The 17643-nt window shown below is 72.9% G+C and carries 21 protein-coding genes; 12 read left to right on the forward strand and 9 right to left on the reverse strand.

Annotated elements, in window-relative coordinates:
- The first annotated feature begins 65 nt into the window (after positions 1 to 65).
- The 5 genes from greA to ACLF3M_RS20220 all read left to right on the forward strand — a co-directional run bounded on the left by greA (position 66) and on the right by ACLF3M_RS20220 (position 4344).
- Complete coding sequence (gene greA / locus ACLF3M_RS20200; RefSeq protein WP_430658779.1) at positions 66 to 539, forward strand: transcription elongation factor GreA; 474 nt, start codon at positions 66 to 68, stop codon at positions 537 to 539.
- 78 nt (positions 540 to 617) lie between these two features.
- Positions 618 to 1868 (forward strand): threonine ammonia-lyase, encoded by a 1251-nt coding sequence (locus ACLF3M_RS20205; protein WP_430658780.1) that lies wholly within the window; start codon positions 618 to 620, stop codon positions 1866 to 1868.
- Positions 1869 to 1893: 25 nt separating this feature from the next.
- Positions 1894 to 3015 (forward strand): tetratricopeptide repeat protein, encoded by a 1122-nt coding sequence (locus ACLF3M_RS20210; protein ID WP_430658781.1) that lies wholly within the window; start codon positions 1894 to 1896, stop codon positions 3013 to 3015.
- Entirely contained in the window at positions 2955 to 3221 is a 267-nt protein-coding gene (locus ACLF3M_RS20215; protein WP_430658782.1) for a glycosyltransferase family 9 protein, read from the forward strand. The genes ACLF3M_RS20210 and ACLF3M_RS20215 overlap by 61 nt, the downstream gene beginning before the upstream one ends.
- 7 nt (positions 3222 to 3228) lie before the next feature.
- Complete coding sequence (locus ACLF3M_RS20220; RefSeq protein ID WP_430658783.1) at positions 3229 to 4344, forward strand: MFS transporter; 1116 nt, start codon at positions 3229 to 3231, stop codon at positions 4342 to 4344.
- Here the strand turns inward: ACLF3M_RS20220 and ACLF3M_RS20225 are convergent.
- Positions 4322 to 5116, reverse strand: coding sequence for an alpha/beta fold hydrolase (locus ACLF3M_RS20225; RefSeq protein WP_430658784.1), 795 nt, complete (start codon positions 5114 to 5116; stop codon positions 4322 to 4324). The genes ACLF3M_RS20220 and ACLF3M_RS20225 overlap by 23 nt on opposite strands.
- 54 nt (positions 5117 to 5170) lie before the next feature.
- Here ACLF3M_RS20225 and ACLF3M_RS20230 point away from each other — a divergent pair, with 54 nt between their 5' ends.
- Together ACLF3M_RS20230 and ACLF3M_RS20235 are read left to right on the forward strand one after the other, a co-directional pair.
- Positions 5171 to 5878: an NAD-dependent deacylase gene (locus tag ACLF3M_RS20230; protein WP_430658785.1), complete on the forward strand. Its 708-nt coding sequence runs from the start codon at positions 5171 to 5173 to the stop codon at positions 5876 to 5878.
- A 59-nt stretch (positions 5879 to 5937) separates the two neighbouring features.
- A complete protein-coding gene (locus ACLF3M_RS20235) occupies positions 5938 to 6684 on the forward strand; it encodes a trypsin-like serine peptidase (protein WP_430658786.1) in 747 nt (248 codons plus the stop codon).
- On the opposite strand, the gene ACLF3M_RS20240 is transcribed toward ACLF3M_RS20235, so the two are convergent.
- Entirely contained in the window at positions 6681 to 7076 is a 396-nt protein-coding gene (locus ACLF3M_RS20240) for a metallopeptidase family protein (RefSeq protein ID WP_430658787.1), read from the reverse strand. The genes ACLF3M_RS20235 and ACLF3M_RS20240 overlap by 4 nt on opposite strands.
- 52 nt (positions 7077 to 7128) lie before the next feature.
- On the opposite strand from ACLF3M_RS20240, the gene ACLF3M_RS20245 reads away from it, so the two are divergent.
- Positions 7129 to 7419 carry a 4a-hydroxytetrahydrobiopterin dehydratase gene (locus ACLF3M_RS20245; protein ID WP_430658788.1) on the forward strand — a complete coding sequence of 97 codons (291 nt, stop codon included), beginning with the start codon at positions 7129 to 7131 and terminating at the stop codon, positions 7417 to 7419.
- 130 nt (positions 7420 to 7549) lie between these two features.
- The gene (locus ACLF3M_RS20250; protein WP_430658789.1) at positions 7550 to 8668 is read left to right on the forward strand and encodes a branched-chain amino acid ABC transporter substrate-binding protein; all 1119 of its coding nucleotides are present in this window, start codon (positions 7550 to 7552) and stop codon (positions 8666 to 8668) included.
- Positions 8669 to 8722: 54 nt separating this feature from the next.
- Here ACLF3M_RS20250 and ACLF3M_RS20255 read toward each other — a convergent pair whose 3' ends face one another.
- From ACLF3M_RS20255 to ACLF3M_RS20275, 5 genes are all read right to left on the reverse strand, one after another.
- Complete coding sequence (locus ACLF3M_RS20255; protein ID WP_430658790.1) at positions 8723 to 9337, reverse strand: hypothetical protein; 615 nt, start codon at positions 9335 to 9337, stop codon at positions 8723 to 8725.
- Positions 9334 to 10557 (reverse strand): MFS transporter, encoded by a 1224-nt coding sequence (locus ACLF3M_RS20260; RefSeq protein WP_430658791.1) that lies wholly within the window; start codon positions 10555 to 10557, stop codon positions 9334 to 9336. The genes ACLF3M_RS20255 and ACLF3M_RS20260 overlap by 4 nt, the downstream gene beginning before the upstream one ends.
- A 24-nt stretch (positions 10558 to 10581) precedes the next feature.
- On the reverse strand, positions 10582 to 11316 hold the full coding sequence (locus tag ACLF3M_RS20265; RefSeq protein WP_430658792.1) for a hypothetical protein: 735 nt from the start codon (positions 11314 to 11316) through the stop codon (positions 10582 to 10584).
- Between the two features lie 349 nt (positions 11317 to 11665).
- Positions 11666 to 12409, reverse strand: coding sequence for a tripartite tricarboxylate transporter substrate binding protein (locus ACLF3M_RS20270; protein ID WP_430658896.1), 744 nt, complete (start codon positions 12407 to 12409; stop codon positions 11666 to 11668).
- Positions 12358 to 12612 (reverse strand): hypothetical protein, encoded by a 255-nt coding sequence (locus ACLF3M_RS20275; protein ID WP_430658793.1) that lies wholly within the window; start codon positions 12610 to 12612, stop codon positions 12358 to 12360. Before ACLF3M_RS20275 ends, ACLF3M_RS20270 begins: the two co-directional genes overlap by 52 nt.
- Before the next feature lie 62 nt (positions 12613 to 12674).
- Between ACLF3M_RS20275 and ACLF3M_RS20280 the strand changes: the two genes are divergently transcribed.
- Positions 12675 to 13223, forward strand: coding sequence for an ankyrin repeat domain-containing protein (locus tag ACLF3M_RS20280; RefSeq protein ID WP_430658794.1), 549 nt, complete (start codon positions 12675 to 12677; stop codon positions 13221 to 13223).
- Positions 13220 to 14788 (forward strand): sulfatase-like hydrolase/transferase, encoded by a 1569-nt coding sequence (locus tag ACLF3M_RS20285; protein ID WP_430658795.1) that lies wholly within the window; start codon positions 13220 to 13222, stop codon positions 14786 to 14788. Before ACLF3M_RS20280 ends, ACLF3M_RS20285 begins: the two co-directional genes overlap by 4 nt.
- A 5-nt stretch (positions 14789 to 14793) precedes the next feature.
- Here ACLF3M_RS20285 and ACLF3M_RS20290 read toward each other — a convergent pair whose 3' ends face one another.
- Positions 14794 to 15330, reverse strand: a complete 537-nt coding sequence (locus ACLF3M_RS20290; RefSeq protein ID WP_430658796.1) for a DUF3237 domain-containing protein — start codon at positions 15328 to 15330, stop codon at positions 14794 to 14796.
- A gap of 107 nt (positions 15331 to 15437) precedes the next feature.
- Between ACLF3M_RS20290 and ACLF3M_RS20295 the strand changes: the two genes are divergently transcribed.
- Complete coding sequence (locus ACLF3M_RS20295; RefSeq protein WP_430658797.1) at positions 15438 to 17084, forward strand: tannase/feruloyl esterase family alpha/beta hydrolase; 1647 nt, start codon at positions 15438 to 15440, stop codon at positions 17082 to 17084.
- Between the two features lie 53 nt (positions 17085 to 17137).
- Here ACLF3M_RS20295 and ACLF3M_RS20300 read toward each other — a convergent pair whose 3' ends face one another.
- Positions 17138 to 17638, reverse strand: coding sequence for a flavin reductase (locus ACLF3M_RS20300; protein WP_430658798.1), 501 nt, complete (start codon positions 17636 to 17638; stop codon positions 17138 to 17140).
- Positions 17639 to 17643 lie beyond the last annotated feature (5 nt).

Below are 17643 nucleotides of genomic sequence, written 5' to 3' on the forward strand. Positions count from 1 at the left end.
CGCCGGATCTTTCGTGCTTGGATATCAGTTCGGCCCTAGCGGGGTCGTGTAAGGAAGGACGTGACGTGCAGAAGTTCCCCATGACCGCGGAGGGGCTCAATCGCCTCCAGGAGGAACTGCGCCAGCTCAAGGCCGAGGAACGCCCGGCTGTCATCCGCGCCATCGCGGAAGCGCGCGCGCATGGCGATCTCTCCGAGAACGCCGAGTATCACGCCGCGCGGGAGCGCCAGTCCTTCATCGAGGGCCGCATCGCGGAGCTCGAGGGCATCATCCCCTCCGTCGAGGTGATCGACCCCTCCAGGATGTCCGGCGACCAGGTGCGCTTCGGCGCGCATGTCACCGTGGTGGACGAGGAGACGGAGGACGAGAAGACCTACCGCATCGTCGGCCAGTATGAGGCCGACATGAAGGCCGGCTCGATCTCGCTCTCCTCGCCGCTGGCCAAGGCCCTGCTCGGCAAGAAGGTCGGCGACAGCGTCGAGGTGCCGGCCCCCGGCGGCTCCCGCGTCTATGAGATCGCGGCCGTCCGTTTCGGCTGACCAGCCATTCCCTCCTCCGCACTTGCGGTGTAGGGGCCCGGTGGGGGAAACACGCTCTCGCAATCGCTTGAGCGTCTCATGTCCCCGCTGACCAGCACCGCCGCCCTGCTCGAGGGCGCCGCCGCCCCGCACGTCACCCTTGCCGACATCCGCGCCGCGGCCGCGCGGATCAAGGGCGCAGTGCTGCGCACGCCCACCATCCGCTCCGACGCGCTGTCCAAGGCGACCGGCGCGACCATCCACCTCAAGCTCGACAACCTCCAGGCCACCGGCGCCTTCAAGGAACGGGGGGCGGCGAACCGCATCGCCCTGCTGACGCCGCGGGAACGTGCCGCCGGCGTCATTGCCATGTCCGCCGGCAACCACGCCCAGGCCGTGGCGCGCCATGCGTCGCTCGCCGGCATCGCGGCCACCATCGTCATGCCGAAATACACCCCCGCCACCAAGGTCACCCGGACCGAGGGCTGGGGCGCCAAGGTCGTGCTGGTCGGCGAGACCCTGGCCGAGGCCGCCGCACACGCCTGGGACCTGGCGGCGCGGGAGGGCCTGACCTTCATCCACCCCTATGACGACCCCGCCGTGATCGCGGGCCAGGGCACCGCCGCACTGGAGATGCTGGAGGATTTCCCCGCCATCGACACGCTCGCCGTTCCGGTCGGCGGTGGCGGGCTGCTCACAGGCTGCGCCGCGGCGGCGAAGGAGCTCAAGCCCGGCGCCGTCGTCTACGGGGTCGAGGTCGAGCACTACCCCGCCATGGCGCAGAGGCTCGCCGGGCAGCCCATCCAGGTCGGCGGCCCGACGGTCGCCGAGGGGATCGCGGTCCGCGACGTCGGTGAACTGCCCTTCCACTGGCTTCAGCGCCACAGGACCGAGGTCCTGGTCGTCCCCGAGCGTGCCGTGGAGGAAGCCATCGCCCTGCTCGCCGAGGGCGCCAAGCTGGTGGCCGAGGGCGCCGGCGCCGCGGGGCTCGCCGCCGTGCTGGCCTTCCCCGAGCGCTTCTCCGGCAAGTCGGTCGGCATCCCGGTCTGCGGCGGCAACATCGACGCGCGCGCTCTCTCCAACGTGCTGCTGCGCCAGCTGCTGCGCGACGGCCGCATCCTGCGCCTGACCTTCGAGATCCCGGACCGCCCGGGCATGCTGGCCGACATCGCCAGGCGGATCTCCGACCTCGGCGGCAACGTGATCGAGGTGCAGCACCAGCAGCTCTTCGGCGCCCCGACGGTGCAGAGCACGGAGCTGCACCTGATGGTGGAGGTGCGAGACGCCGCGCTCGGCAATTCGATCATCGCGGCGCTGCAGGCCGGGAAATACGTGGTGAGGCGGGGTTAGGGCGCGCCCCGCCATCCCTTCGCTCGTGAGCGCCACCGCCAACGACCTCGACGACGACGCGCTGGAGCGGCTCGAGGCCGACAGGCGGGCCATTCTCGCCGCCGATCCCGCGCGCGCCGCCGCCTGGCTCGACCTCGCCAGCCTGCGCGTCGCCCGCAACCGCCCGGCCGAGGCGGAGGATGCCGCGCGGCGCGGACTGGCCCTCGATCCTTCCGCGATCCGCGGCTGGATCGCCCTCGGCGCCGCCTTGCGCGCGCAGGACAGGACCGAGGAAGCGATCGCCGCCGGCCGCCATGCCGCCACGCTGGTGCCGGCCAGCGGCGACCCGCACCATGCGATCGGCGTCTCCCTGGCCCGCGCCGGGCGGCACGAGGAAGCCGCCCAGGCCTATCGCGAGGCCCTTGCCCGCGACCCCGGCCACGCACTCGCCGCGTTCAATCTCGCGCTGACCCTGCTGACCCTCGGCGACTACGCCGAGGGCTTCCGCCGCTATGAGTGCCGCTTCCGAAGCCCCGCCCCGCCCTTGCCCCCGATCAGCCTGCCCGAATGGGACGGCGCGGCGCTGCCGCCCGGCACGCAGCTGCTGGCCCGGGCCGAGCAGGGCTTCGGCGACACCATCCAGTTCCTGCGCTTCGCGGAAGGCGCCGCCGCGCGCGGCGCGCGCGTGCTGCTGCTCTGCCAGCCGCCGCTCCGGCGCCTGGCGGCGTCCGCCCCCGCCGTCGCAGAGGTGCTGAAGGGCGGCGAGCGCATCGCCGCGGGCACCCCCACCATCCCGCTGATGAGCCTGCCGCGCGTGCTGGGCACGACGCTCGCGACCCTGCCCGCGCCGCCCGCCTATCTTTCGCCGTTGCCGGAGGCGCGCCTGGCCTGGTCGCGGCGGCTCGGCGCGCGGCCGGGGCTGCGGGTCGGGTTGTGCTGGCGCGGCAACCCGGCCTCGGGCGGGCCGGGGACGCGACGGTGGACGCCATGCGCTCGATCCCGCTCCCCTTGCTCGCGCCGCTGGCCGAGGTGCCGGGCATCGCCTGGACGGCGCTGGCCAAGGATCCCGGCGAGTCGCTCCCGGCGGCTTTCGCCGCCTTCGACCCCATGGCGGAGATCGGCGACTTCGCGGACACCGCGGCGCTGGTCGCCGGGCTCGATCTGGTGATCACGGTGGACACCGCAATCGCGCATCTCGCCGGCGCGCTCGGGCGGCCGCTCTGGCTGCTGAACCGCTTCGACACGGATTGGCGCTGGGGGATCGGGCGAGCGGACAGCGCCTGGTATCCGTCGCTGCGCCAGTTCCGACAGCCCGCGCGCGGTGACTGGGCGTCCGTGGTGGCCCGGGCGGCCGGCGCGTTGCGCGACGTCTGACGCACCCGTGCCCCTCCTTGCCCTCGCCTATCTCGCCTTCATCGGCCTCGGCCTGCCCGACCCGCTGCCCGGCACGCTGTGGCCCGAGGTCGCGCCCTTCTACGGCCTGCCCAATGCCGCGCTCGGCCTGCTCCTCGCGGGGCTGTCGGCGGGCTACATCGTGGCGGGCCTGACGGCGGGGCGGATCATCGAGACGCTCGGCATCGGCGGCGTGCTGGCCGCGAGCGTGGCGGCGACGGCTGTCGCGGCGCTGGGCCAGGCGACGGCGCCGCCCTTCGCGGTCTTCGTGGCCTGCTCGGTGCTCGCGGGGCTGGGCGGCGGCGCGGTGGATGCGGCGCTCAACGCCTACTCCGCCAGGCATTTCGCGCCGCGCCACCTGAACTGGCTGCATGCGTGCTGGGGGATCGGCGCGACGCTCGGGCCCGGCGCGGCGGCGCTGCTGCTGGCCAGGGGCGCGGGCTGGCAGGCCGCCTATGCCGCGGTGGGGGCGACGCTTGGCCTGCTCTCGCTCTCCTTCGTCGCGACGCGGAGACGGTGGGACGACGCGGCGCCGGCGGAAGCGGGCATGCACGTCACTGCGCTGGCCGTACTGCGCAACCCCGTGGCGCGGCTGCAGATGGCGGTGTTCTTCGTCTATTGCGGGCTGGAATCCGGCGCGGGGCAATGGGCCGCGACGATCCTCGCCGCCCGCGGCGCGACGCCGGCCGAGGGCGCGGCGGCGGCGACGCTGTTCTGGGCGGGGCTCGCCGGGGCGCGCATCGCTATGGGCTTCGTGGTGGACCGCATCGGGCCGGACCGGCTGCTGCGGCTGGCGATGCCGCCGATGGCGGCCGGCGCGGCGCTGTTCGTCTTCGGCATCGCCGACCTCGCCGCGCTGCTGGTCATGGCCGTGCTGCTGGCGCCGGTCTATCCCACGATGATGGCGCTGACGCCGCGGCGGCTCGGCGCGCAGACCGTGCACGCCATCGGCTTCCAGGTCGCGAGCGCGATGGCCGGCGTCGCGCTGCTGCCGGGGCTGATGGGGGTGGTCGCCGACCTGCTCGGCGCGGGCGCGGTGCCGGTGGTGCTGGTCGCGCTGGCGCTGCTGCTGGTCCTGCTGGTCAGGCGCCTGCCGAGGGTCTGACCGCGCGCAGGAAGGCGATCAGCCGCGCGTTGAAGGCTTCGGGCCTTTCCCAGTTCACGGCGTGGCCGGCTTCCTCGATCACCGTCCATTCGTGCCGCGGCAGATGCGCCGCCCACAGCTTCATCAGGGACGGCGGCGCGTAGAGATCGGCGTCGGCCGCGATCACGAGCACCGGGCAGGCGATGGCCGCAAGCTTGGCGAAGCTGTTGGGCGTGCGCATGGGCTGCGCCGGCGCGCCCTTCTGCTGCGACGCCCGCTCCATCTCGATCCACTGCGCCGTGCCCTCGGGGTCGAGGGCGCGGAAGGCGGCGCCGACCTCGCGCAGCACGGCGGGAAGCGCCTTGAACTCCGGCGGCGCGAGCCGGGCGTAGAGCGCCTGCAGCGTCGGCTCCGCGAACTGGCCGTTGCTGGCGGCGACCGTCAGGCTGCGCACGCGGTCGGTCCGCCAGCAAGCATGGTCCAGCGCCGCGAAGCCGCCCCCGGCGACGCCGACGAGGTGGAAGGGCGGCAGGTCGAGGTGATCGGCGAGCGCATCCAGGTCCTCGGCGATCGAGCCGGGCTGCCGGCCGGTTTCGGGCACCGCGACGCTGCCGCCCCAGCCCCGGCGGTCGAAGGCGATGGCGCGGAACCCCGCGGCGGCGAGGGCGGGGATCTGCTTCGACCAAATTTCGGAGGTGCCGGTATTGGCGTGCAGCAGCACGACGGGCGGGCCCTCGCCGCCGGTGTCGGTGAAGCAGAGCCGGACGCCCGGCAGGTCGGCGTGACGTCGCATCGTGTTGCTCCTGTCGCTTGGCGCGAGGATACCGGCCCGCGCTACACTCCCGCCATGCCCGCCCCTTCCCTCGTCATCCTCACCGGCGCCGGGATCAGCGCGGAATCGGGCCTCGCCACCTTCCGCGACGCCGGCGGGCTCTGGTCCCGTGTCCGCATCGAGGATGTCGCGACGCCCGAGGCCTTCGCGCGCGACCCCGCCCGCGTGCACGGCTTCTACAACGCCCGCCGCGAGCAGCTCGCCGATCCCGCCGTGCAGCCCAATGCGGCGCATCGCGCGCTGGCCGAGCTCGACGCGCGCTGGCCCGGCGACTTCCTGCTGGTCACGCAGAACGTGGACGACCTGCACGATCGTGCGGGATCGAAGCGACTGCTCCACATGCATGGCGAGCTCCGCAAGGCGCGCTGCACGCGCTGCGCCGCCGTCACGCCCTGGGCCGGCGACCTGTCCACCACGACCTCCTGCCCCGCCTGCGGCGGGGCTGGCGGCATGCGCCCGCATGTCGTCTGGTTCGGCGAGATCCCGCTGGAGATGGACCGCATCGCCGCCGCGCTCGACGAGTGCGACATCTTCGCCGCGATCGGCACCAGCGGCCTGGTCCACCCCGCCGCCGGCTTCGTGGCCGAGGTCGCTCACCGCGCCCGCACAGTCGAACTGAACGTCGATCGCACCGACGGCACGCGCCTGTTCGACGAGGCCCGCCACGGCAAGGCGACGGACACCGTGCCGCGTTTCGTCGCCGATCTCCTCGCGGCGACCTGACCGCCTTGCCTTTGCGCGCCGCAGGGTCAATTTCAGCGCGTCACGACGGGGCATCGCGCATGGCCATCGCGGCCAGGATCCTGCTGGCCTTACTGCTGATCGGGGCGCCGGCGGCGGCGCAGCAGCCGCGCCCGCACCAGGCCGTGCCGCTGCCCGGCATCGGCAGCGCCGATCCGCGCCAGCCCGCCAGCACGCGCCAGGCGCCGTGGCGCTCGCTCGGCCGCGTGCACACGAGCTTCGGCGGGCAATGCACCGGCGTCGTGGTGGGCACGAGCCTGGTGCTGACGGCGGCGCATTGCATGGTCTCGCCGCGCACCGGCCAGTTCGTGGAGCCGGGCAGCGTGCATTTCCTGCTGGGCTACGAGCGCGGCAGCTTCAACGCGGTCTCGCGCGTAGGCTCCTATCGCGTCGGGCAGGGCTTCGAGCCCGGCAGGGGCCCGATGGGCGCGGACTGGGCGGTGCTCCAGCTGCTGGAGCCGATCGGCACGCCCGACATCGTCCTGCCGCTGTGGCGGGAGGCGCCGGCCCCGCGCACGCCGGTGATGCTCGGCGGCTACCAGCAGGACCGGCCCGAGGTGATCATGGCCGACACGGCCTGCCGCGTGCTGGGGCTTGGGCGGGAGCCGTCGGGCTCCGTCGTGCTGGTGCATGACTGCGCGGGCACGCGGGGCGCGTCAGGCGCGCCGCTGCTGGCGAGGAGCCCGGACGGCACGCGATGGATGGTGGTGGGCATCCTCTCGGCGGTGAACCGCGAGATGGCGCTCGGCAACGCCGTGCCGGCGGCCTCGATCGGCGGCCTTTATTAGTCGTCCCCCTCGAGCCGCGCGATGTCGTCGTCGGAGAAGCCGAAATGATGCGCGATCTCGTGGATCAGCACGTTGCGCACCAGGCGGAACAGGTCCTCGTTGGTCTCGATCCATTCCAGCAGGATCGGCTCGCGGTAGAGCGTGATCGTGTCGGGCTCCATCGGCGCGTCCAGCACGGATTTCTGCGTCATCGGCACGCCGCGATAGAGCCCGGTCAGCGCCCAGGGGCTCTCGAAGCCCATCTCGGCGACGGTGTCCTCGTCGGCGACGTCCTCGACAACGATGGCGGCGCCGCGGACGAGGTCGCGGAGCTCCTTTGGGATGGCGGCGAAGGCCTGCTCGGCCATCTCCACGATATCCTCGAGGGTGGGGGGGTGGTGGAAGCGCGACATCGGCGCATCCACCTTATCCCCGCCGGTCCCGTCAAGCCGCAGAGGGAGACGAATGGTCGCGAAGCTCGATGACGCCGCCCGCGCGGCGCTGCCCGATACCCTGCCGCAATGGCGCGTGGTGGAAGGCCGCGACGCCATCGCGCGGAGCTTTCGTTTCGCCGACTTCACCGAGGCCTGGGGCTTCATGTCGCGCGTCGCCCTGCTGGCCGAGAAGCAGGACCACCACCCCGAATGGTCGAATGTCTGGAACCGCGTGGAGATCCTGCTGTCCACCCATGACGCGGGCGGCCTGTCCGAGCGCGACGTGGCGCTCGCCCGGGCGATCGACCGGCTGCTGGGCTGACGTCCTCCGCCCCGGTGCAAGCCGGGCTTGCAAGCGCCAGGCCGCCCCGCCTGTTCCCAGCCGGGGCAGGGGCAGGCTAGGCTGCATGGGATGGCGCCGGCAGGCGCCCGAAACAAAGGGAGATTCGCGAATGATGAAGCGCAGGACGATCGTGGCGGGCGCGCTCGGCGCGCCGCTCGTGCTGGCGAGCCGCGGCGCCTTCGCCCAGGCCTCAGGCCCGATCCGCATCGCCACCGCCGGCCCGATGACCGGCCAGTACGCGGCCTTCGGCGGCCAGATGCGCGCCGGCGCCGAGCAGGCGGTCACCGACATCAACGGCGCCGGCGGCGTGCTCGGCCGCCAGCTCGCGCTCGAGGTCGGCGACGATGCCTGCGACCCGCGCCAGGCGGTCTCGGTCGCCAACCAGCTCGCCGGGCGCCGCGTGGCGCTGGTGGCCGGCCATTTCTGCTCCGGCAGCTCGATTCCGGCGCGCGACGTCTACGCCGAGGAAGGCGTGCTGCAGATCAGCCCCGCCTCCACCAACCCCGCCTATACCGACCAGGGCAAGTGGAACACATTTCGCGTCTGCGGCCGCGATGACCAGCAGGGCCAGGTCGCGGGCAACTACATCGCGCGGAACATGCAGGGACAGCGCGTCGCGATCCTGCACGACAACTCCGCCTATGGCCGCGGCCTGGCGGAGGAGACGAAGAAGGCGCTGAACGCGGCGGGCGTGACGGAGGCGCTGTTCAGCGCCTACACGCCCGGCGAGCGCGACTACTCCGCCATCGTCTCCCGCCTGCAGCAGGCCAACATCCAGGTCGTCTATGTCGGTGGCTACCACACGGAGAGCGGGCTGATCCTGCGCCAGGCCAAGGAGCGCGGGATGAACATCACGCTCATCGGCGGCGACGCGCTGGTGACGAACGAGTTCTGGCAGATCACCGGCGCCGCCGGCGAGGGCACGCTGATGACCTTCAGCTCCGACCCGCGCAAGCGCCCGACCGCGGCGCAGGTCGTGCAGCGCTTCCGCGCCCGCAACGTCGACCCCGAGGGCTATGTCCTCTACACCTATGCCGCGATCCAGGTCTGGGCCGCGGCGGCGGCGCGCACCAACGGCGTCGATCCCCGCCGCATAGCGGCCGCGCTGAAGCAGAACGGCCCCTGGCAGTCCGTGCTGGGCGACATCTCCTTCACCGACAAGGGCGACGTGACGGTGCCGGACTACGTCTTCTACGTCTGGCGCAACGGCAGCTACGCCGAGATGTGATCGTCCGGCCGCGACGACGGAAGGGGCCGGCGCCGGAAGGTGCCGGCCCCTTTTTCACGCGCGCACCGCCGGCAGCAGCATCGCCATCGCGAGCATCGCCAAAGCGCCGCCCGCGACGACGCAGATGGGCCGGTGCCAGGCCAGCGCGAAGCGCCGCGCGCCGGCCTGCCCGAAGACATGCGCGACGAAGACCCCGAAGCCGAGCGCCTGCAGCGCCACGAGCGGCACGGCCAGCGGCGCGGCCCCGGTCTCTGCCAGCGGGCCCAGGAACTGCGCGACGAAATAGGCTGCGGTGATCGGATTGGTCGCGGCCGTGCAGAAGCCCGCCCCGAAGCCGAGCAGCGCGCCGCCCACGGACTCCTCGCCTGGCGGAGCGCTGCGGGCCACCGGCGCCGGCGAGCGCAACACCCGCAGCGCCACCAGCAGCAGCAGCACGCCGCCGATCGCGCGCGCCGCGCGCATCGCCTCGTCATCGATGTCCAGTGCGCCGAACAGCAGCATCAGGCCAAGCGCGAGCGAGCCCGCCCCGACCGCGATGCCGGCGACGAAGGGCAGCACGGCGCGGGAGCCGCGCAGCGCGGCAAGCACGCCGATGGCGACCATGTTCGGCCCGGGTGCCGCCAGCACGGCTAAGTAGCCGAGCGCGAAATGCGCGAGCGCAGCGATCATGCCTCGCCCGCCCGCCGCCCCGTGGCGCGCAGCAGCAACGTCCCGGCCAGGCCGAGCAGCGCGACGGCGAGCAGCGGCACCGCATGCCCGTCCAGCAGCACAAAAGCCCAGCCCACGACCGGCGGGGCGGCCAGCAGCGAGATGCCACGGCTGGTGTAGAGCAGGCCCAGCACGCCGCCGAGCCCGCGCGCGCCGAAGCGGTCGGCGACGAAGGCCGGCAGCAGCGCGACGAAGCCGCCCTGCAGCGCGCCGAAGGCCAGTGCGAAGCCATGCAGCACGGCGACGTCCTGCGCGAAGGCCCAGGGCAGCATGGACAGCGCCATGCCCCAGCAGCAGGCCAGGAAGACCGCGCGCCGCCCCAGCAGATCCGCGACCGCCGCCAGCAGGAAACGCCCCGCCAGCGTGCCGAGCCCGACCAGCCCGAGCAGCGCCACCGCCTCGTGCCGGGTGAGACCCATGTCGCGCGCGGTGGCGACCAGCAGCGCATGCGGCAGCGTCGCGGGCACCGAGACCAGCAGCGTGCCGAGATAGGCTTGTCGGAACAGCCGGTCGCGCGGGGTGGTGGAGGGCAGCGCCGCCGGCGGCGGTCCCGGCGGGGCGCGCAGCAGCGCCGCGCCGGCGACGCCCACCGCCGCGCAGGCCGCGCCGAAGACGACGAAGCCGCTGCGCCAGGTGCCATGCGAGCCCAGCCACTCCGCCAGGGGCGGCACCAGCACCGTGCCGACGCCGATCCCGCTGACCGCGAGGCCAGAGGCGAGGCCGCGATGCGCCACGAACCACCGCTGCACGGAGGCCACCGCCGGGACATAGCCGCAGCCCGTGCCGATGCCGATGAGAAGGCCGTAGCCGACATAGACCTCGACGAGGGAGGAGGCGGTCGCCGCCAGCAGCAGCCCGAAGCCGACGGCCAGCATCCCGGCCATGGCGATCGGGCGGGCGCCCACGCGGTCCGCGATCTGGCCCGAGATCGCGCTGACGAAGAAGCAGGCGCCGCCGCTGAGCGCGTAGATCAGCGAGACGGAGCCGCGGCCGACGCCGAATTCCGCGGCGATGTCCTCGGCGAAGGCAGCGTAGGAGTAGATCGCGCCGTACCCGACCATGGTCACGAGGAAGGCGCCGGCGACGACCATCCAGCCGGCGCCGGCGGGCGCGGGCCCGCCCTGCAGGGCACGCGGCACGGCATGCGAAGGCACGCGGCGCGCGCGGTCGAAACGGGACATGACCGAAACGGGATGCGGGGCGCGTCAGCGGCCGGCGCGGTGTATGTGGCCGCCGAGCGCCGTCTCGAACCACTCCGCCAGGAACTCCGCGGCCTGCAGCGTCGCCGTCAGGTCCTCCCTCGCCTGCAGGCGCGGCCCGCCCGCGGGATCGGGCAGCACCGGTCCGGGCGAAGGCCAGATCGCCCCAGGCACGTCCCAGCCATGGCCCGCGGCGATCGCCTGGAACTCCGTCGCGGCGGGAAGGGCGAGGTCCGCGCAGCCCGCCGCGTCCTCCTTGCCCTGCAGGATGACCGCGTGGCCCGCCGCCACCTTCAGCCCCGCGCAGCGGGGATAGAGCGCGGCCGCCGGCAGCCAGCCCCCGGCGGCGAGGGCGACGCGGCCGCCGAGGCCGAAGCCCATCACGCCGATGCGCGAGGCCGGGATTCCGCGGCCGAGCGCCCAGGCCACCGCGCCGGCCAGCGCCTCGGCCGAGGCGGCGGGATCGGATGGCGAGGGCGCGCCTTCCAGGTCCTCGTCGAGGCCGAGCACGAGGCTTGCGATGCCGCGGGCGAGCAGCGAGTCGACATAGGGTTCGCTGCGGCCGTCATCGCCCAGCGCGTCGGGCAGCATGACGACGAGAGGCGCGTCGGGCGGACCGTCCGACCGCACCAGGCGACCGAGGCCCGCCGGCTCCGCGACACGGACCAGTTCGGACGTGGATTGTGCCGCGGCAGGCGCGGCCAGCAGCCCCAGCAGAACGACCAGTCGCACCATCCGCATCGCCGCACCCCGTATTGGATGCGCGAGATAAGCGCCGGCAGCGAGGTGGAATCCCGAAGCGCGGACGAAGCTTGTCCGAAACCCGTCGGACCACGGGTCAGCGACGCACGGCGCGGGGGAGTGGCGCATGCTCAGGCTCCGGGGCGCGCGCCCCGGTTCCGGCACTGGACGCGCGCGCGCAGTCGAGCACGGCGCCTCGCCGCGTCGCTTCCTCCGAATGGATGAGGGCGGGCGCCTCCGCTTCAATTTCCCGGGACGTCGCCGCGGTGGGCGAGGCCGGCGATCGCGTCCGCGCAACGAACGCCGCCTGGCCCGCGAATCCTCCCTGGCCGGCATGTCGAGCGCAACCCTAGTCCAGGCGCATCCCGGCCTCGCGCACCACGCGCGACCAGCGGGCATCGGCGGCGGCGATGAAGGCCACGGCGTCGGTGTCGGGCAGCTCGATCCCCCAGCCCGCCAGGCGCTGCCGCACGGCGTCCTGCGCCAGCATGGCACGCGCCAGCGCGGCCCAGTCCTCGGTCGCGGGCTGCGGCGTGCCGCGCGGCGCGAGCAGGATGTTGGCGACGCGCACCTCGAAACCCGGCACGCCGGCCTCGGCGACCGTCGGCACCTCTGGCAGCATCGCCATGCGGCGGTTGCCGGAGACCGCGAGCGCGCGCAGCCGCCCCGACCGCACCAGGTCCGGCCCGCCGCCGAGCGCGAGGAAGCCCGCCGGCACCTGGCCCGAGACGATGGCCGTCAGGGCCTCGGGGTTGCCGCGCTGGGGCACATGCTCGAGCGCCGCGAGGGGCAGGCCCGCGAGCTGGCGAAGATGCTCCATCGCGAGATGACCGGGCGAGCCGATGCTGCCCGAGGCGTAGAACAGCGGCGCATGTCGCGCGGCATCCAGGAACTCGGCCAGGCTCCGCGCGGGGTGCGAGGGATGCACAAGCAGCACGACCTGGAAGCTGCCGAGATTCGCGACGGGGACCAGGTCGCGGATGTCGTAGCCGAGGTCGCGGTAGAGGTGGGAGTTCACCGTCAGCGCGGTGTCGAGCGCCATCAGCATGGTGCGCCCGTCCGGCCTGGCGCGGGCGACCGCGGCGGCGCCGATGTTGCCGCCGGCGCCGGGCGGTTCTCCACCACCACCGTGCCGCGGCCGTCACGCGCGGCCTGCTCGGCGAGCAGCCGCGCCGTGCCGTCCAGCGAGCCGCCCGCGGTGAAGTTGACGACGAGCCGCGCGGGATCGGCCTGCGCGGCGGCGCCGCGCGCCAGGAGCAGCCCGGGGGTGGCGAGCAGGGCGCGGCGGCTGGTCATGGTCGTTCCTCCCGCGATGCCGACTACACGCGGCGTGGATGCGAGGCTAGGGTCGTCTGGCGATGATCGACAGCAGGGAGGAGCGCTGCCGCGTGTATCGCCGCATCGTCGCGGCGGAGCAGGCGTGCCGAGATTCCGACCTCGACGCATTCCGCGCCGCGCTCGGCGATCCCGAGGGGTTTCCGAACGCGACGCTTGATGTGGACTTCATGGGCTGCGGCGACCGGCCGCTCGACATCGCGCTGATGCAGGGACCGCTTCCCTTCATCGAGCGGCTGCTCGATCTCGGCGCCGATCCCAGCGCCCCGGCGCTGGACGGCTTCCCGCCGCTGCTGCAGGCGATCGACCTGCCGCGCGAGGACCGCCACGCCGTGCTCGCGCTGCTGCTGGCGCGCGGCGCCGATCCCGCGCAGCGCGGCGTCAACGACTGGACGCCGCTGCACCTGGCGGTGGCGCGGCGCGACATCGAGGCGGTGCGCCTGCTGCTGGCCCATGGTGCGGACCCCGCTGCGCGCACGCGCATCGACGACTACAGCACGCCGCTGGAGGACGCCGAGGCCATCGGCTTCGCGGAAGCGGCACAGCTCATGCGAAAGGCCATCGCGGGATGACCGCCGCGATCCGCAACGTGCTGTTCGTGATGTGCGACCAGCTGCGCTGGGACCACATGGGCTGCGCCGGCCATCCCTTCCTGCGCACGCCGAACCTGGATGCGCTGGCCGCGCGCGGCGTGCGGTTCTCCCAGGCCTATGTGCAATCCGGCATCTGCGGCCCTTCGCGGATGAGCTACTACACCGGGCGTTACGTCGCCTCGCACGGCGCGACGCACAACCGGGTGCCGCTGTCGGTCGGCGAGGTGACGCTCGGCTGGCATCTGCGCGAGGCAGGGCGGACGCTGGCGCTGGCCGGCAAGACGCATGTGCTGCCGGATGCGCGCGGGATGAAGCGCCTGGCGCTGGACGGGCAGCACGACCTGAAGGCGCTGCTCGACGAGGGCTGGTTCACGCTGGTGGATCGCCATGACGGCCACCATGCAGAGCCTGACTCGGCGTACGCCGCCTGGCTGCGCGCGCAGGGCTATGACAGCAAGGACCCCTGGACGGACTACGTCATTGCGGTGGAGGACGGGCAGGGCCGCGTGCTGAACGGCTGGAAGATGCGCAACGCCCGCCTGCCCGCGCGCGTCAAGGAACAGCACAGCGAGACTGCCTACACCACCGGCGTCGCGCTGGATTTCATGCGCCGACAGGGCAACCAGCCCTGGGTCCTGCACCTCTCCTACGTGAAGCCGCACTGGCCCTATATCGCGCCGGCGCCCTGGCACGCGATGTATTCCGAGAACGAGTGCCTGCCGGTCTCGCGCCATCCCGACGAACGCGGGCCGGACGCGCATCCCGTGATGCGGTCCTGGCAGGACGAGGAGGTCTCGGTGTCCTTCCAGGACGATGCCTGCATCCGCACGGTGCGCCCGGCCTATCAGGGACTGATCTCGCAGCTGGACCATCACCTGGGCCGCGTATGGGAGGAGATGGGGAAGCTCGGGCGTTGGAAGGACACGCTGGTGGTGTTCTGCTCCGACCACGGGGATTATCTCGGCGACCACTGGCTCGGCGAGAAGGAGCTGTTTCATGAGTGCATCCAGCGGGTGCCGTTCCTCCTTTACGACCCCTCGGCCGCGGCGGATGCAACGCGCGGGACGGTGGACGACCGCTTCGTCGAGGCGATCGACGTCGTGCCGACGATCCTCGATGCGCTGGCGCTCGATCCCGCTGAGCATGTCGTGGAAGGACGGTCGCTGCTGCCGCTGACGCGCGGCGCATCCCCGGCGTGGCGCGAGGAGGTGTTCAGCGAGCTCGACTGGACCTTCCGCGGCGTGCGGCGGCGGCTGGGTCAACCGACCGGGCAGCACTACGCCTGGATGGTGAGGGACCGCCGGTGGAAATACGTGCACTGGTCCAGCGGCTACCGACCGCAGTTGTTCGACCTCGCCGCCGACCCCGACGAGTTCCACGACCTCGGCGCCGACGCGTCGCTGGAGGGGGTTCGCGAGGCGATGCGGGACAAGCTGCTCGCCTGGTTCATGCGGCTGAAGCGCCGCACGACGCTGACCTGGGCGGAGGCCGAGTTCCGCACCGACCGGCACAAGGCGGCCGGCGTCTTCTACGGGGAGTGGTGAGGGGTTCAGCCGATGCTGAACACCCGCACCAGCACCGCCTCCCGCTGCGGGCGCAGGCTGGTCAGCGTGCCGACGGAGGCGAGCCGGTTCAGCCAGGCATGCGGGCCTTCCGGCGCGACGAGCTCGATGGTGGAGAAGCGGTAGTCCGGCGCGCCCTGCACCGGCGCGACCACGACCTTGTTGTGCACGGTGATCACCGCGCCGTCCTCGGCCTGCATTTCGTAGAGCGCGTCCAGTTGCCGCACGCCGTCCTTGCGCCACAGCTGCCGGTCCGCGCCGCCCGCCAGCACGCGGCCGCGCAGCCGCGGGCCGGCGAAGGTCCCGCCGGTGATCGGCACCATGCGGCGTTCGCCGGCGGGCCCCTCGCCCAGGTTCATCGTCGGCGCGATGTCCACGATCGCCTCGTAGACGAATTCGCAGCGCGGCACGGCGATGGGGATGTCGGCGACCAGCGGCCCGCCCTGCGCCTGCGCCACGGCGGGCAGCAGCGCCGCCCCGGCCAGCCCGGCCGCGAGCAGCGCGCGGCGATAGGTGTCTTCCATCCTTACGTCCCTCGCGCCGCTTCGGCCTTGTCCACGGCGCGGCTCTATCGTTATGCTGCATAACAAGACGCCGCAACGGCGAAATTTGAGGAAGGGAGGTCGCGACCATGATCCCGTTCGCCCCGCGCCGCGCGCTGCTCGCCGGCGCTGCCCTGGTGGGTCTCGCCGGCATTGCGCCCGACGCCGCGGCCCAGGGCCGCGCCTGCGCCGACCTCACCGCCTTGGCGCGGCCCGACCTGCGGATCACCAGGGCGGAGAGCGTGCCGGCCGGCGTGCAGCCCGCGGAGAACCGCGGCCGCGCCGCGCTGGCGGGCGAGAACCGCGCCGCGATGCCGGCGCATTGCCTGGTGCAGGGCATGATCGCGCCGCGCACCGGCGTGAATGGCGTGAGCTACGGCATCGGTTTCGAGATCCGCATGCCGGAGGGCTGGAACGGCCGCATGCTGTTCCAGGGTGGCGGCGGGATGGATGGCGTGCTGCTGCAGGCCGTCGGCGCCATTCCCGTCTCCGGCGCCGATGCCGCGCCGGCGCTGATGCGCGGCTATGCCGTGGTGTCCACGGATTGGGGCCACCAGAGCGGTGACAGCCGCGACGCGACCTTCGCGCTGGATCAGCAGGCCAGGCTCGATTACGCCTTCGCGTCCTTGCCCGTCGTGAACGATCAGGCGCGAGTGATGATGGCCGCGCATTACGGAAGGATGCCGGAACGCAGCTACTTCATGGGCTGCTCCAATGGTGGGCGGCAGGGGATGCTGGCGGCGCAGCGCTATCCCCTGATGTTCGACGGCATCGTCGCGGGCAATCCGGGTTTTCGGCTGTCGCGCGCGGCCGTCGCGCAGGCCTGGGACGTGCAGGCGCTGGTGCGGGCCGCGCCGCGCGACGACCAGGGGCGCCCGATCCTGGCGCAATCGCTGACGCCAGGCGACCTGCGGCTGGTCGCCGATGCCATCGTCGCGCAATGCGATGCGGCGGATGGGCTGGCAGATGGCGTGGTGGAGGCGCCACGCGCCTGCCGCTTCCGGCTGGCCTCGCTGCGCTGCGACGGGGCGAAGACCGATCGATGCCTCGCGCCCGCGCAGGTCGAGGCGCTGGAGCGCGTCTTCGGCGGCGCGCGGGATTCGCGTGGCAATCCGGTCTATGCGTCCTGGCCCTGGGATCCTGGCATCGCGACGCCGGGCTGGCGGATCTGGAAGATCGGCACGGCACCGGACGGGCAGAACAATGCGCTGAACTGGACGCTCGCCGCGCAGTCGCTCGGCTACTATTTCCTGACGCCGCCGCGGCCCGACCTGCGCATGACTGAATTCGACTTCGACCGCGACACCGCGGCGACGGCGGAAACCGCGGCGATCAACGACGCCGTGGGCACGATGATGTCGTCCTTCGCCGACCGCGGTGCGCGCATGATCGTCTTCCACGGGAATGCCGACCCGGTGTTCTCGGCCAACGACATCACCGCGTATTGGGACCGCCTGGCCACGGAGAATGGCGGGGCGGAGGCGACCGGGCGCTTCGCCAGGCTCTTCATGGTGCCGGGGATGAACCATTGTGGCGGCGGCCCGGCCTTCGAGAATTTCGACGCGATCGCCGCGATCGAGGGCTGGGTGGAACGCGGCGAGGCGCCGTCGCACATCCTGGCGCGCGGCCCCGCCTTCCCCGGCCGGTCGCGGCCGCTTTGTCCCTATCCGCAGGTCGCGCGGTATGTCGGGGGTAACGAGAGCGAAGCGGCGAGCTTCGAATGCCGCGCCGAGTGATCCTGGACCCGTATCACGGCCTGGCGTGCCCGCCTGCGGCAGGCGATCGCCGGCTAGGCCGCGTCCTGCCCGATCGGGTGATAGCCGCGGCCGTAGTAGATCAGCGCGCGGCCGGTCTTTCCGCAGCGGATGGCCTCGACCTCGGCGAAGAGCACGCTGTGGGTGCCCTTCTCCAGCACCTCGGCGATGCGGCAGTCGAAGGACACGATGGCGGCCTCGTGCAAGACGGGGGCGCCGGTGGCCAGCGTGCTCCATTGCGTCAGCGCGAAGCGGCCCTCGCCCTCCAGGCCCCCCTTGCCGGCGAAGGCGTCGGAAAGGTCGCCGAACCCCGAGGCCATGGTGTTCACGCAAAGCACGCCATTCGCCTTGAACAGCGCGTTGCCCTTGCTGGACCGGTTCACGCAGACCAGCAGCGTCGGCGGGTCGTCGGTCACGGAACAGACCGCGCTGGCGGTGAAGCCGGTCCGGCCGGCCGCACCATCGGTCGTCACCACGTTCACCGCCGCGCCGAGGCGTGACATCGCCTCGCGGAATTCCTGCCTGCTCACCGCCATTTAGC

Origin of the sequence: Falsiroseomonas sp. HW251, from assembly GCF_050563545.1 — a bacterium.
Taxonomy (GTDB): domain Bacteria; phylum Pseudomonadota; class Alphaproteobacteria; order Acetobacterales; family Acetobacteraceae; genus Falsiroseomonas.

Excerpts from the sequence above, each read along its gene's own strand:
- ACLF3M_RS20205 (WP_430658780.1), top strand. The coding sequence starts at position 618 with ATGTCCCCGCTGACCAGCACCGCCGCCCTGCTCGAGGGCGCCGCCGCC.
- ACLF3M_RS20215 (WP_430658782.1), top strand. The coding sequence starts at position 2,955 with ATGGCGGAGATCGGCGACTTCGCGGACACCGCGGCGCTGGTCGCCGGG.
- ACLF3M_RS20225 (WP_430658784.1), bottom strand. The coding sequence starts at position 5,116 with ATGCGACGTCACGCCGACCTGCCGGGCGTCCGGCTCTGCTTCACCGAC.
- ACLF3M_RS20230 (WP_430658785.1), top strand. The coding sequence starts at position 5,171 with ATGCCCGCCCCTTCCCTCGTCATCCTCACCGGCGCCGGGATCAGCGCG.
- ACLF3M_RS20235 (WP_430658786.1), top strand. The coding sequence starts at position 5,938 with ATGGCCATCGCGGCCAGGATCCTGCTGGCCTTACTGCTGATCGGGGCG.
- ACLF3M_RS20240 (WP_430658787.1), bottom strand. The coding sequence starts at position 7,076 with ATGTCGCGCTTCCACCACCCCCCCACCCTCGAGGATATCGTGGAGATG.
- ACLF3M_RS20245 (WP_430658788.1), top strand. The coding sequence starts at position 7,129 with ATGGTCGCGAAGCTCGATGACGCCGCCCGCGCGGCGCTGCCCGATACC.
- ACLF3M_RS20250 (WP_430658789.1), top strand. The coding sequence starts at position 7,550 with ATGATGAAGCGCAGGACGATCGTGGCGGGCGCGCTCGGCGCGCCGCTC.
- ACLF3M_RS20255 (WP_430658790.1), bottom strand. The coding sequence starts at position 9,337 with ATGATCGCTGCGCTCGCGCATTTCGCGCTCGGCTACTTAGCCGTGCTG.
- ACLF3M_RS20260 (WP_430658791.1), bottom strand. The coding sequence starts at position 10,557 with ATGTCCCGTTTCGACCGCGCGCGCCGCGTGCCTTCGCATGCCGTGCCG.
- ACLF3M_RS20265 (WP_430658792.1), bottom strand. The coding sequence starts at position 11,316 with ATGCGGATGGTGCGACTGGTCGTTCTGCTGGGGCTGCTGGCCGCGCCT.
- ACLF3M_RS20275 (WP_430658793.1), bottom strand. The coding sequence starts at position 12,612 with ATGACCAGCCGCCGCGCCCTGCTCGCCACCCCCGGGCTGCTCCTGGCG.
- ACLF3M_RS20280 (WP_430658794.1), top strand. The coding sequence starts at position 12,675 with ATGATCGACAGCAGGGAGGAGCGCTGCCGCGTGTATCGCCGCATCGTC.
- ACLF3M_RS20285 (WP_430658795.1), top strand. The coding sequence starts at position 13,220 with ATGACCGCCGCGATCCGCAACGTGCTGTTCGTGATGTGCGACCAGCTG.
- ACLF3M_RS20290 (WP_430658796.1), bottom strand. The coding sequence starts at position 15,330 with ATGGAAGACACCTATCGCCGCGCGCTGCTCGCGGCCGGGCTGGCCGGG.
- ACLF3M_RS20295 (WP_430658797.1), top strand. The coding sequence starts at position 15,438 with ATGATCCCGTTCGCCCCGCGCCGCGCGCTGCTCGCCGGCGCTGCCCTG.
- ACLF3M_RS20300 (WP_430658798.1), bottom strand. The coding sequence starts at position 17,638 with ATGGCGGTGAGCAGGCAGGAATTCCGCGAGGCGATGTCACGCCTCGGC.